10 protein-coding genes and 1 pseudogene are annotated in these 13692 nt (G+C 70.7%); all 11 read left to right on the top strand.

Going from position 1 to position 13692, the window contains the following annotated elements; translation table 11 throughout:
* Positions 1–78 precede the first annotated feature (78 nt).
* Positions 79–492, top strand: a complete 414-nt coding sequence (ndk, locus tag M8H82_RS34085) for a nucleoside-diphosphate kinase (RefSeq protein WP_250079200.1) — start codon at positions 79–81, stop codon at positions 490–492.
* A 266-nt stretch (positions 493–758) separates the two neighbouring features.
* Positions 759–1778, top strand: a complete 1020-nt coding sequence (locus tag M8H82_RS34080) for a rod shape-determining protein (protein ID WP_004001297.1) — start codon at positions 759–761, stop codon at positions 1776–1778.
* A gap of 172 nt (positions 1779–1950) precedes the next feature.
* Positions 1951–2901 carry a rod shape-determining protein MreC gene (gene mreC / locus M8H82_RS34075; RefSeq protein WP_250079197.1) on the top strand — a complete coding sequence of 317 codons (951 nt, stop codon included), beginning with the start codon at positions 1951–1953 and terminating at the stop codon, positions 2899–2901.
* Between the two features lie 13 nt (positions 2902–2914).
* A complete protein-coding gene (mreD, locus tag M8H82_RS34070) occupies positions 2915–3592 on the top strand; it encodes a rod shape-determining protein MreD (RefSeq protein ID WP_250079195.1) in 678 nt (225 codons plus the stop codon).
* A gap of 122 nt (positions 3593–3714) precedes the next feature.
* Entirely contained in the window at positions 3715–5973 is a 2259-nt protein-coding gene (gene mrdA / locus M8H82_RS34065; RefSeq protein WP_250079193.1) for a penicillin-binding protein 2, read from the top strand.
* Entirely contained in the window at positions 5970–7169 is a 1200-nt protein-coding gene (gene rodA / locus M8H82_RS34060) for a rod shape-determining protein RodA (RefSeq protein WP_250079192.1), read from the top strand. The genes mrdA and rodA overlap by 4 nt, the downstream gene beginning before the upstream one ends.
* Positions 7170–7250: 81 nt before the next feature.
* Positions 7251–8756, top strand: coding sequence for a CYTH and CHAD domain-containing protein (locus M8H82_RS34055; protein ID WP_250079190.1), 1506 nt, complete (start codon positions 7251–7253; stop codon positions 8754–8756).
* An 88-nt stretch (positions 8757–8844) separates the two neighbouring features.
* Positions 8845–10809 carry a TIGR03960 family B12-binding radical SAM protein gene (locus M8H82_RS34050; RefSeq protein WP_250079189.1) on the top strand — a complete coding sequence of 655 codons (1965 nt, stop codon included), beginning with the start codon at positions 8845–8847 and terminating at the stop codon, positions 10807–10809.
* 139 nt (positions 10810–10948) lie between these two features.
* Positions 10949–11986, top strand: a complete 1038-nt coding sequence (locus tag M8H82_RS34045) for a hypothetical protein (RefSeq protein ID WP_250079187.1) — start codon at positions 10949–10951, stop codon at positions 11984–11986.
* 46 nt (positions 11987–12032) lie between these two features.
* The gene (locus M8H82_RS34040) at positions 12033–12794 is read left to right on the top strand and encodes a TIGR03936 family radical SAM-associated protein (RefSeq protein WP_250079184.1); all 762 of its coding nucleotides are present in this window, start codon (positions 12033–12035) and stop codon (positions 12792–12794) included.
* A 262-nt stretch (positions 12795–13056) separates the two neighbouring features.
* Positions 13057–13692: pseudogene (locus M8H82_RS34035) on the top strand (ribonuclease E/G); the annotation flags it as partial.

Below are 13692 nucleotides of genomic sequence, written 5' to 3'. Positions count from 1 at the left end.
TGACGCTGCGTGACAGACGCCCGGACACGCCCGGTAACCTCGTGTTCCCGCACACCGTGATGCACTAAGGAGCCCGTCGTGACCCAGCGCACCCTCGTCCTCCTCAAGCCCGACGCCGTCCGTCGTGGCCTGACCGGCGAGATCATCAGCCGCATCGAGCGCAAGGCGGGCTGGCGGATCACCGCGCTGGAACTGCGCTCGCTGGACCAGGAGACGCTGGAGCAGCACTACGGCGAGCACAAGGGCAAGCCGTTCTACGAGCCGCTGGTCGAGTTCATGTCCTCCGGCCCGGTCGTCGCGCTGATCGTCGAGGGCGAGCGGGTCATCGAGGGCGTACGCGCGCTGGCCGGTCCGACCGACCCGATCGCCGCCGCGCCCGGCTCCATCCGCGGCGACTTCGGTGTGATCGTCCGTGAGAACCTCATCCACGCCTCCGACTCCGAGGAGTCCGCCGAGCGCGAGGTGAAGATCTTCTTCCCCGGTCGCGCCTAGTCTTCAGCGGCGGTTCGACGAGCCCGGGGGCACCGCCCCCGGACTTTCCGGCATATGCCGGGCGTTCGGGGGAACGAGAGTCCCCAAACGCTCGTCTCCGAGAGCGAACCCGCACATCATCTGCTGACAATGGCGAAGGACCCTCACGCCGTGTTCGCGAAGGCGCGTCTACGATGGAACCCTTCACGTCACAGCACCCACCTCGCCGACCTGAAAAGCCCTCAAAAGCTCGTGGGAAGGCCAGACGAATCCTGATGGGGAACTCAATGTCGTTCATCGGCCGTGACATGGCTGTCGACCTCGGGACCGCCAACACGCTGGTGTACGTCAGGGGTCGCGGGATCGTACTCAACGAGCCGTCCGTCGTCGCGATCAACACCAACACCGGTGGCATCCTCGCGGTCGGCGCCGAAGCGAAGAAGATGATCGGGCGCACCCCGGGCAACATCGTGGCCGTGCGTCCGCTGAAGGACGGCGTGATCGCCGACTTCGAGATCACCGAGCGGATGCTCCGCTACTTCATCCTGAAGATCCACAAGCGGCGGTATCTGGCTCGTCCGCGGGTCGTCGTCTGTGTGCCCTCGGGCATCACGGGCGTCGAGCGCCGCGCCGTCATCGAGGCGTCGTCCCAGGCCGGCGCCCGTCAGGTGCACATCATCGAGGAGCCCATGGCCGCGGCCATCGGTTCCGGCCTTCCGGTCCACGAGGCCACGGGCAACATGGTGGTCGACATCGGCGGCGGCACCACGGAGGTCGCGGTCATCTCCCTCGGCGGCATCGTCACCGCGCAGTCCATCCGCGTGGCGGGCGACGAACTGGACAACGCGATCATCCAGCACATCAAGAAGGAGTACTCGCTCCTGCTGGGTGAGCGCACGGCCGAGCAGATCAAGATCACGATCGGTTCGGCGTACGACCTCGACTCCGACGAGCACACCGAAATCCGCGGCCGGGACCTGGTCTCCGGGCTGCCCAAGACCGTGGTCATCTCCGCCGCCGAAGTGCGCAAGGCGATCGAGGAACCCGTCAACGCCATCGTCGACGCCGTCAAGACGACCCTCGACAAATGCCCGCCGGAGCTGTCCGGCGACATCATGGACCGCGGCATCGTGCTGACCGGCGGCGGCGCCCTGCTGCGCGGCCTGGACGAGCGGCTGCGCCGGGAGACCGGCATGCCCATCCACATCGCCGAGGACCCGCTGGACAGCGTGGCGCTCGGCTCCGGCAAGTGCGTCGAGGAGTTCGAGGCGCTGCAGCAGGTCCTCGACGCCCAGCCGCGCAGATGACGCAACGTCACGATTCCGCCGTACGAGACGATCTCCTCTCGTACGGCGGATCGTTGATATAGAGACAGTCGATCAAGAGACAGTCGATTCAGAGACACACGCTCCCGCAAAGCAGCCCTCGGGTCTCCCTGGGGCTTCCCGCATTCCGACAGGAAGGGCACGGCCGCCGCACGTGAGGGACACACGAGAGAGCCGGCTGCTCCTGGTGCTGCTGATCGCCGTCGCGTTCGCGCTGATCACGGTGGACATCCGCGGCGGGGAGGACTCCCCGGTCGACGGTGCCCGCCAGACCGCGGCCACGGTGTTCGGGCCGATCGAGAACGGCGTCTCGGCCGCGGTCGACCCCGTCGGCAACGCGGTCTCCGCGATCCGCGACTCGGGCGAGCGGCACGACCGCGTCGCCGAGCTGGAGAAGGAGAACGCCGCCCTCAAGGCGAAGCTCGGCAGCGACGACCGCAACCGCAGCAGACTCGCGCAGCTCGACAAGATGATGAAGATCGCGGGCCAGGGCCAGTACGGCATCAAGGGCGCGGAGGTCATCGCGATAGGAGCGGCCCAGGGCTTCTCCTGGACCATCACCATCGACGCCGGCGCCAACGACGGCCTCAAGCGCGACATGACGGTCCTCAACGGCGACGGCCTGGTCGGCCGCGTCACCACCGTCGGCCCCGACACCGCGACCGTGCTGCTCGCCACCGACCCCGACTTCACCGTCGGCACCCGGATGGAGGGCAACGACGAACTCGGCTTCGCCTCAGGACAGGGCGACCGCCCGCTGCGCGTCGAACTCCTCAACGGCAAGGCCCAGATCAAGAAGGGCGACCGCCTGGTCACCTTCGGCTCGCAGGCCGACCGGCCCTTCGTGCCGGGTGTCCCGGTCGGCGTGGTCAACCGCGTCGACCCCTCCGGCGGCGACCTGACCCGCACCCTCTACGTCACGCCGTTCGTCAGCTTCACCAAGCTCGACATCGTCGGCGTCGTCGTCGAGACCCCGAAGAAGGATCCGCGCGACACGGTGCTCCCCGACAAGCCCAAGCCGACCCCCCGACCGACCGTGACGGTGACCGTCACCCCCTCCGCCCAGGCACCGGTCGACGGCCAGTACCCGCAAGAAGAGCAGTAGGAGCTGAAGGCCCATGCGCGTCAACCGGATCCTGCTCTCCTCCTCGCTGGTCGTCGTCGCCCTGGTGCTCCAGGTCAGCGTCCTCGCCCGGCTCCACCTCCCCGGCGCCGTCCCCGATCTGCTCCTGCTGACCGTGCTGGCCCTCGCCATGGTCTACGGCCATGTCGGCGGCGCCCTCGTCGGCTTCGGCGCGGGACTCCTCGCCGACCTCGCCCCGCCTGCCGACCACGCGGCCGGCCGCTACGCCCTCGTGCTGTGCGTCATCGGCTATCTCGCCGGGCTCATCAAGCCGGACAACGGCCGGCTGAAGTCGGCGACCGGACCCATGGTCGTGGTCGCCGCCGCGGCGATTGGCTCCACGCTGCTGTACGCCGGCGTCGGCGCCCTCGTCGGCGACACCGCCGCCCGCCACGTGGGCCTCGGCAGCCTGCTGTTCACGGCCCTGCTCTACGACCTGCTGCTCGCCCCCTTCGTGGTCCCCGGGATCATGGCCCTGGCGCGGCGCGCGGACAACGATCCGCTCGCCGAGACCAACTCCGCGGCGACGGCCGACATCTCCACCGGCTGGCTCTCCGGCGGCACCGGACTGCGCATCGGCGGCCAGCGCGGCGGCTTCGGCGGTCTGAAGGTGAAGGCGGCGCGGGCGCGCACCGCCCGCGCCGGCCGCATCAAGGGGGTCAAGCGACTGTGAGCGCACGCGGGTTCGAGTTCACCCGAACGGGTCGGCCGAGGCGGAACGCGGCCTCACCGGCCGACCGTTCATCATTCGTACGCGCACACACTCCGGCGCACTGAGAGGGGGCGACAGCCGCAGTGACCAACATCCCCGAGACCGGGCGGACCCCACGGGTCCAGATCCGGCTCATCGTGATCCAGATCCTTGTCCTGTCCCTCCTCGGCACGCTCGGCGGGCGGCTGTGGTACCTCCAGATCCGGGAGGGCGAGGCGTACGCCGAGGAGGCCTCCGGCAACCACGTCCAGCAGGTCGTCGACCCGGCGGTGCGCGGCTCGATCCTGGACGCCCGCGGCGTACCGCTGGCCGACAACGAGACCCGGCTGGTCGTCTCCGCCTCCCGCACCGAACTGCTGAAGATGAAGGACGACGGCAAGGGCGTCCTCACCAAGCTCGCCGGTGTCCTCGGCATGACGCCCAAGGAAGTGCAGGAGAAGGTCCGGCTGTGCGACGCCGAGACCCCCCAGCCCTGCTGGAACGGCTCGCCGTACCAGCCGATCCCGGTCACCGCCGAGGCGACTCCCCGGCAGGCCCTGCAGATCCGCGAGCGCGCCGAGGACTTCCCCGGCATCACCGCGGAGCCGCAGGCCGTCCGCCGCTACCCCGGCCCCGGCGGCTCCAACACCGCCCAGGTCCTCGGCTATCTCTCCCCGGTCACCGACGAGGAGATCACCAAGGCGCAGAACACCGACTCGCCCTACCTCCGCTCCGACCAGGTCGGCCGCTCCGGCGTCGAGCGGCAGTACGACAAGGAGCTGCGCGGCAAGGCCGGCGTCACCCGCTACGAGGTCGACAAGCTCGGCCGGGTCATCGGCGAGGCCGAGGCCGACCCCGCCCAGCCCGGCTCCAACCTCGTCACCAGCATCGACGCCCGCGTCCAGCGGGTCGCCGAATACGAGCTGAACGAGGCGATGAAGACGGCCCGCAAGGAGTGGGACCGCAACACCCAGGAGCGCTACAAGGCCGACGCGGGCGCGATCGTGGTGATGGAGGCCAGGACCGGCCGGGTCGTCGCCATGGCCTCCAACCCGACCTACGACCCGAACGCCTGGGTGGGCGGCATCTCCGCCAAGGACTACAAGCGGCTCACCGGCAAGGCGTCCAACTACCCGCTGCTGAACCGCGCCATACAGGGTCAGGCAGCACCCGGCTCGATCTTCAAGGTGGTCTCCACGGCCGCCGCGGTCCAGGCGGGCTACGACTTCGACGGCCGCTACAACTGCTCCAGCTCCTACTCCGTCGGAGGCCAGGTCTTCAAGAACTTCGAGTCCCAGAACCACGGCCCGATCGACCTCGGCCGCGCCCTGGAGGTCTCCTGCGACACCGTCTACTACCAGCTCGCGCACAACGAGTGGAAGAAGGACGGCGGCATCAACCCCAAGGGCAAGCCGAAGGACTACTTCTACAAGGCCGCCCACCAGTTCGGCCTCGGCGCGGAGACCGGCATCGACCTGCCCAACGAGGTCACCGGCCGGGTCCCCGACCGCGAGTGGAAGCAGTCGTACTGGAAGGCCAACAAGGACGCCTGGTGCAAGACCGGCAAGAAGGACGGCGACTACGTCGAGAAGATCGCCTACGAGAACTGCCTCGAAGGCAACAAGATGCGCGCCGGTGACGAGATCAACTACTCCATCGGCCAGGGCGACACCCTGGTGACCCCGATCCAGATGGCCACCATCTACGCGGCCATCGCCAACGGCGGCACCATGTACGACCCGACGGTCGGCAAGGCGATCGTCAGCGCCGACGGCAAACAGGTCTCCGAGATCCGGCCCAAGGCGCACGGCAAGCTGCCGGTCAGCAAGCAGACGCTGGCCCAGATGGACGAGGCGCTGGCCGGTGTCGCCACCCGCGGTACCGCCGCCTGGCGGTTCGAGGGCTGGCCGCAGGACAAGATCCCGATGCACGCCAAGACCGGTACCGCGGAGGTCTACGGCAAGCAGACGACGTCCTGGTTCGCCACGTACACCGACGACTACGCCATCGTCATGACGATCTCCCAGGGTGGTACGGGCTCCGGCGCCTCCGGCCCCGCCGTCCGCAACGTCTACGACGCGCTGTACGGCGTCTCCGACGACGGCGCCATCAACAAGAAGAACGCCCTGCTGCCGACCCCGCAGAAGAAGCTGCCGAAGATCCAGACCGACGGGTCGATCCTTTCCCCGAAGGTCGCCAAGGACCCGGCGAAGGACCAGCGGGCCAGCCAGGAGGGCGTCCCCGAGGGGGGCGTCCCCGGCGAGGACGGCCAGCAGGCGGCGACCGTGGGGGCACCGACGACGGAGAACCGCGAGACGCGTCGCCGGCGGCAGCGCCGACGCGGCCCGAGGAGGCTGACGTGACCGGCGCCAACAGCTTCCAGGTCTCCGGGTACGGGCCCGAGCGGGCGGGCTGGACCCGGCTGTTCGCCCGGGACTCGCTCGCCCGCCGGCTGGACTGGCCGATACTGCTCTCGGCGCTCGCGCTGTCGCTGATCGGCTCGGCCCTGGTCTACTCCGCGACCCGCAACCGCACCGAGATCAACCAGGGCGACCCCTACTTCTTCCTGGTCCGGCACCTCCTGAACACCGGCATCGGCCTCGCGCTGATGATCGGCACGGTCTGGCTCGGCCACCGCACGCTGCGCACCGCGGTGCCGATCCTGTACGGCGCCTCGGTGTTCCTGATCCTGATGGTGCTCACCCCGCTCGGCACGACCGTCAACGGCGCGCACTCCTGGATCGCGCTCGGCGGCGGCTTCTCGCTGCAGCCCTCGGAGTTCGTGAAGGTCACGATCATCCTCGGCATGGCGATGCTGCTCGCGGCCAGAGTCGACGCGGGCGACAAGCCCTATCCCGACCATCGCACGGTGCTCCAGGCGCTGGGGCTCGCCGCCGTGCCGATGGTGATCGTGATGCTGATGCCCGACCTCGGCTCGGTCATGGTGATGGTGGTCATCGTGCTGGGCGTGCTGCTGGCCTCCGGCGCCTCGAACCGCTGGGTCTTCGGACTGCTGTCGGCCGGCGCGATCGGCGGCATCGCGGTGTGGCAGCTGCACATCCTGGACGACTACCAGATCGCCCGCTTCGCCGCCTTCGCCAACCCCAGCCTCGACCCGGCGGGCGTCGGCTACAACACCAACCAGGCCCGGATCGCCATCGGTTCCGGCGGACTGACCGGGTCCGGCCTGTTCAACGGCTCGCAGACGACCGGCCAGTTCGTGCCCGAGCAGCAGACCGACTTCGTGTTCACGGTGGCGGGGGAGGAGCTGGGCTTCGTCGGCGGCGGGCTCATCATCGTCCTGCTCGGCGTCCTGCTCTGGCGGGCCTGCCGGATCGCCCGCGAGACGACCGAGCTCTACGGCACCATCGTCGCGGCCGGGATCGTGGCCTGGTTCGCCTTCCAGTCCTTCGAGAACATCGGCATGACCCTCGGCATCATGCCGGTCACCGGTCTGCCGCTGCCCTTCGTGTCGTACGGAGGATCGTCGATGTTCGCCGTGTGGGTGGCGGTCGGGCTGTTGCAGTCGATCCGGGTGCAACGGCCGATGTCCGCCTAGCCGCCGGTCACCCCCTGTTTTCCCGGGGACGGACCCCGGTGGCCCTGTCGTACCGCCATGACTCCGGTTAGATTCGGGGTCATGGCGGACACGAAGCGCGAGATCGAGCGGAAATACGAGTCCGACGAGAGCGGTCTGCCCGACCTGACCGGCGTCGCCGGTGTCGCGGCCGTCATCGACAAGGGCGTCGCCCACCTGGACGCCACGTACTACGACACCGAGGACGAACGCCTCGCCGCGTCCTCCGTCACACTGCGCCGCCGCACCGGAGGATCCGACGGGGGCTGGCACCTGAAGTTCCCCGTCGCCCCCGGGGTCCGCGACGAGATCCAGGCGCCGCTGTCCGGCACCGTCCCGGGCAGCATCGCCGGCCTGGTCCGCTCCCGAGTTCGTGACGCCGAGCTGCTCCCCCTGGTCCGGCTGCGCTCCGACCGCGACGTCCGCCATCTCGTCGACGCCGACGGCCTGCTGCTCGCCGAGGTGAGCCTGGACACCGTACGCGCCGAGCGCCTCGGGACCGGGAAGAGCGCCGAGTGGACCGAGATCGAGGTCGAACTCGCCGACGGCGGCGACCCCGCCTTCCTCGACACGGTCGACAAGCGGCTGCGCAAGGCCGGCGTACGCCCCTCGAAAGCGGCCTCGAAGCTGGCCCGGGCCCTGGCGGAGACCGCCCCGAAGAAGAAGCGGCCCAAGGAGCAGAGGCCCGAGGCACCCGTCACCGCGGGCGATCACGTCCTCGCCTATCTGCGCACCCAGCGGGACGCGATCGTCGCGCTGGACCCCGCCGTGCGCCGGGACGTCGAGGACTCCGTGCACAGCATGCGCGTGGCCACCCGAAGGATGCGCAGCACCTTCAAGTCCTTCCCCAGGATCCTGGACCGGGAGGCCACCGATCCGATCGCCGACGAGCTGAAGTGGCTGGCCGGCGAGCTGGGCGTGGCCCGGGACCGGGAGGTGCTGCACCAACGCCTGTCGGCGGCCCTCGACGAGGTGCCCCCCGCGCTGGTCTCCGGCCCGGTCGCCGAGCGGCTGAACCGCTGGGCGGGGGAGCGGCCGGGCAAGGCGAGCGGCCATCTGATCGGGATCCTCGACTCCCACCGCTACCTGGCCCTGCTCGACGCCCTGGACGGGGTGCTCACCGATCCGCCGCTGCTGGAGGCGGCCGGGAAGAACCCGGGCAAGGCGCTCGGCAAGGCGGTGCGCAAGGACTTCGGCAAGGTGTCCGCGCTCGTCGGGCAGGCCCTGGAGCTCGACCCCGGCACCGACCGGGACATCGCCATCCACGACGCCCGCAAGAAGACCAAGCGCACCCGCTACGCGGCGGAGGCCGCCAAGCCCGCCCTCGGCGCGTCCGCGAAGTCCCTGATCAAGACCATGAAGGCGCTGCAGAACCTGCTCGGCGAGCACCAGGACAGCGTCATGGCCCGCCAGACCCTGCGCGAGCTGTCCGCCGTCGCCCACGCGGCGGGCGAGAGCGCCTTCACCTACGGGCTGCTGTACGGGCGCGAGGAGCAGCGGGCGACGGCCGTGGAGGCGGAACTGCCCGGGTTCTGGGCCGGGAACAAGGACGCGACGGACGCCCTGTGAGGCTGCGGACGTACGGGGGGTGTCCACGGCCGCGTTAGGCTAGATGGTCACCCCTGTCCGTTCAGTCCAGCTCACGAAGGTACGCGACATGCCTGCCGAAGTCGCTGCGTCGGTGTTCCCGCAGCTCGAAGCCCTCCTCCCGCATGTGCAGAAGCCGATCCAGTACGTGGGCGGAGAGCTCAACTCCACGGTCAAGCCGTGGGAGAGCTGCGACGTCCGCTGGGCGCTCATGTACCCCGATGCCTACGAGGTCGGGCTGCCCAACCAGGGCGTCATGATCCTCTACGAGGTCCTGAACGAACAGGAGGGCGTCCTCGCCGAGCGCACCTACAGCGTGTGGCCGGACCTGGAGGCCCTGATGCGGGAGCACGGCGTCCCGCAGTTCACGGTGGACAGCCACCGCCCGGTGCGCGACTTCGACGTACTGGGCCTGAGTTTCTCCACCGAGCTCGGCTACACCAACATGCTCACCGCCCTCGACCTGGCGGGCATCCCGCTGGAGTCCAAGGACCGCACGATCGACGACCCGATCGTCCTGGCCGGCGGTCACGCGGCCTTCAACCCCGAGCCGATCGCGGACTTCATCGACGCCGCGATCATCGGCGACGGCGAGCAGGCCGTGCTCGACATGACGCGGATCATCCGCGAGTGGAAGGCCGAGGGCCGCCCCGGCGGCCGCGAGGAGGTCCTCTTCCGGCTGGCGAAGACGGGCGGGGTGTACATCCCGGCCTTCTACGACGTGGAGTACCTGCCCGACGGCCGGATCGCCCGTGTCGTACCGAACAAGTCGGGTGTGCCGTGGCGGGTGTCCAAGCACACCGTCATGGACCTGGACGAATGGCCGTACCCCAAGCAGCCGCTGGTGCCGCTGGCGGAAACGGTTCACGAGCGCATGTCGGTCGAGATCTTCCGCGGCTGCACCCGGGGCTGCCGTTTCTGCCAGGCGGGCATGATCACCCGCCCGGTGCGCGAGCGCTCGATCACCGGCATCGGCGAGATGGTCGAGAAGGGCCTGAAGGCGACCGGCTTCGAGGAGGTCGGCCTGCTGTCCCTGTCGTCCGCCGACCACTCCGAGATCGGCGACGTGGCGAAGGGCCTGGCGGACCGGTACGAGGCGGACAAGATCGGCCTGTCCCTCCCGTCCACCCGCGTGGACGCCTTCAACATCGACCTGGCGAACGAGCTGACGCGCAACGGCCGCCGCTCCGGCCTGACCTTCGCCCCCGAGGGTGGCTCGGAGCGCATCCGCAAGGTCATCAACAAGATGGTCTCCGAGGACGACCTGATCAGGACGGTCGCGACGGCGTACGGCAACGGCTGGCGCCAGGTGAAGCTGTACTTCATGTGCGGCCTGCCCACGGAGACCGACGACGACGTCCTGCAGATCGCGGACATGGCGACGAAGGTGATCGCCAAGGGCCGCGAGGTGTCGGGGGCCAACGACATCCGCTGCACCGTCTCGATCGGCGGCTTCGTCCCCAAGCCCCACACCCCCTTCCAGTGGGCGCCCCAGCTCTCCGCCGAGGAGACGGACGCGCGCCTGGAGAAGCTCCGGGACAAGATCCGCGGCGACAAGAAGTACGGCCGCTCCATCGGCTTCCGCTACCACGACGGCAAGCCCGGCATCGTCGAGGGCCTGCTCTCGCGCGGTGACCGCCGGATCGGCGCGGTCATCCGCGCGGTCTACGAGGACGGCGGCCGTTTCGACGGCTGGCGCGAGCACTTCTCCTACGACCGCTGGATGGCCTGCGCGGACAAGGCGCTGGCCCCCTTCGGCGTGGACGTCGACTGGTACACGACCCGCGAGAAGACGTACGAGGAAGTCCTCCCCTGGGACCACCTGGACTCGGGCCTCGACAAGGACTGGCTCTGGGAGGACTGGCAGGACGCCCTCGACGAGACGGAGGTCGAGGACTGCCGCTGGACGCCGTGCTTCGACTGCGGGGTGTGCCCGCAGCTCGACACCCACATCCAGATCGGCCCCACGGGCAAGAAGCTGCTGCCCCTGGCGGTCAAGAACGCGGCGCCGGCCCCTGGCGGGCACGCGCACTGAGGCAGGCGGCAGAGGCGGACGCGGGTACGCGGACATCACCTCTGCCGCTCGCGCCGGGGCTCGTGGAGCACCGGCGTTGTGACGGCATCGCAACGCAACCGGGCGCATCCGCCGCGTGGGCGCTCGCGTCTTGGCCGGTATGGAACCGCAGAAGGCAGGGCCCGAGCCCCGGCAGCCGGAAGGCTGCCTCGTCGCCGCGATCCGGCTCCCGGTGCGGATCGTCGTGCTGGTGCTGGTCGTGCCCGTGCGGATGGTGTGGGACGCGCTGGTCGTCGCCGGGCGGTTCCTGAACGACACCGTGTTCCGGCCCGTGGGGCGGGCGTTGCTGTGGGTCGGCCGGGCGCTGTTCGTGTGGCCCTTCGTGGGGCTGTGGCGGTATGCGCTGGTGCCGCTCGGGCACGGGCTCGCCTGGCTCGGGAAGGTACTCGTCGTCGTACCGCTCGTGTGGACGTACCGCTGGGTGCTGACCCCGGTCGGGCATGCGCTCGCCACGGCCGGGCGGTGGGTCTGGGCGCACGTGCTCACGCCGGTCGGGCAGGGCTGCATGTGGGTGCTGCGGGGGATCGGCGCCGGGCTGTACGCCGCTGTCGCCTGGCTGGTGCGGTATCTGCTCGTCGTGCCCGCGCTCTGGGTGTATCGGTGGGTGCTCACGCCGGTCGGGCACGCCCTGCTGTGGGTCGTGCGGGGGCTCGGGCTCGCGCTGTACTGGATCACCCGGGTGCTGTTCGTGCTGCCCGCGCTGGCCCTGTGGGGCTGGGTCCTGGTGCCCGTCGGGCGGGTGCTCGCCGTGATCGGGCGGGAGGTCTGGGACGCACTCGGGCATGCCTGGCGGGTGGCCGGGCGGATCTCACTGGCCGTCGGACGGGCTCTCGGGACCCTCTTCCGGTGGATCTTCGTGGAGCCGGTGCGATGGGTCCACCGGACGGTCCTCACGCCCGTGGGGCACCTCGTGCGGGACGCGGTGCTGCGGCCCTGCGCCGAGGCCGCGCGCAGTGCGGGGCGGGCCGGCCGGCAGGTGCTCGCCTCGGCGCGGGAGTCCGCTCGGCAGGCCCGTGCCGACGTCCGGCGGATGGTGTTCGGGGAGCCCCGCGAGCGGGTGGCGGTGGCCCGGCGGGAACCTCTCGCCGCCGAGACACGTACTCTTGGTAGCAGTACGACCGCTCTCACGAAGGACTAGGACACTGGGCAAGCGACAGCCCGAAGGCCCGCCGCCCGCACCTGCGGTGCAGCGCATCCGACTGCGCTACACCAAGCGCGGCCGCCTGAGGTTCACCAGCCACCGAGACTTCCAGCGCGCCTTCGAGCGTGCGCTGCGCCGTGCCGACGTACCGATGGCGTACTCGGCGGGGTTCACGCCGCATCCGAAGGTGTCGTACGCCAATGCCGCACCCACCGGCACAGGCAGTGAGGCGGAATACCTGGAGATCGCGCTCACCGCGGCGCGGGACCCGGAGCAGCTCAGGGCGCTGCTCGACGAGTCGTTGCCCGACGGGCTCGACATCATCGACGCGGTCGAGGCCCGGACCTCCGGGCTCGCCGACCGGCTGACCGCTTCCGTGTGGGAGCTGCGGCTGGACGGCGTGGAGCCGGCACAGGCCGAACAGGCCGTCGCCGCCTTCAAGGCCGCCGAGTCCGTCGAGGTCCAGCGCATGACCAAGAACGGCGTCCGGACCTTCGACGCCCGCCCCGCGGTCGTGGATCTGGAAACGCACAGTGTGACGGCTGATAGGCCGACCGACCGGCCCTGTGCGATACTGCGGCTGGTTGTTCGGCACGTGACGCCTGCCGTACGACCCGACGACGTCCTGTCCGGTCTCCGCGCCGTGGCCGACCTGGCGCCGCCGGTCCCCGCTGCGGTGACCAGGCTGGCGCAGGGGCTGTTCGATGCAGAGACCGGCACGGTGACCGACCCGCTCGCGCCCGACCGCGAGGCGGCGACGGCCCTTGCGGCCGAATCCGCTGCCGCCGCGAAGGCGCCGGCGTAAGGAAGGTCCCGCGAAGGGACGGACGTCGTAGCGCCGCCCTCGGACTCGGGAGCCACCTGGGTCGGGCAGCGCACCGACCACAAGACTTTCGCCAGGCCGTGCGCATTCGGCGTACGGAACCGGCGAGACAGGACACAGAGAGCTCCCGTGCGGCGCCCGCGCCCCGGACGGCGGCAGTCGCGCACGACGCGAGCCGCGGACGTCACCGGCACACCGCCGGGCCAGGCGCGGCGCCCGGGAGCCTGACGGGAGAAACGCCCGCATGCTCGAGCCGATCGAACCCACAGAGGGTTCCGAACCCAACACCCCCAGCGACACCCTGCCGCCGCGTCGTCGGCGCCGGGCCGCGTCCCGGCCGGCGGGTCCGCCCGTCGGCAACGCGGCCGCAGGATCCGCGACCGAGGTCGCGCCGGCCATACCGGCCGACGAGAAGACCGAGGTCGAGGAGACCGAGGTCGAGGTCGAGGAGACCGTGGTCGCGGTGACGCCGGAGACCGACGAGGCCGACGAGGTCCAGGCGGCCGCGGCGGTCACCGGGGCCGAGGCCCCGGCCGCCGTCGCCGAGGAGGCCCCCGCCGGCCGTTCGCGCCGCCGGGTGGTCCGCAGGGCGTCCGCGCCCGCCGGGGCCCCCGCGTCCGCGGAGGCCGCCGAGACCATCGTGCCCGCGACGAACTCCGCGGAGGAGCAGGCGCCCGCCACCGAGAGCTTCGAGGCCGCCTCGTCCGCCGGTGCGGTCGAGGACGCCGCCCCGCGCCGCGCCCGCCGCCGTGCCACCCGCAAGGTGTCCGCGCCCGCCGGGGCGCCCGAGGCCGCCGAGGTCGTCGCCCCCGCGGAGGCCGCGCCGGTCGAGCAGGCCGTCGACACGCCTGCCGCCGAGGACGCCGAGCCGAAGCCCCGT

Origin of the sequence: Streptomyces sp. YS415 (assembly GCF_023544665.1) — a bacterium.
GTDB lineage: Bacteria > Actinomycetota > Actinomycetes > Streptomycetales > Streptomycetaceae > Streptomyces.
The sequence above is the reverse complement of the archived record's forward strand: the minus strand, read 5'-3'. Positions and strand labels throughout refer to the sequence as shown.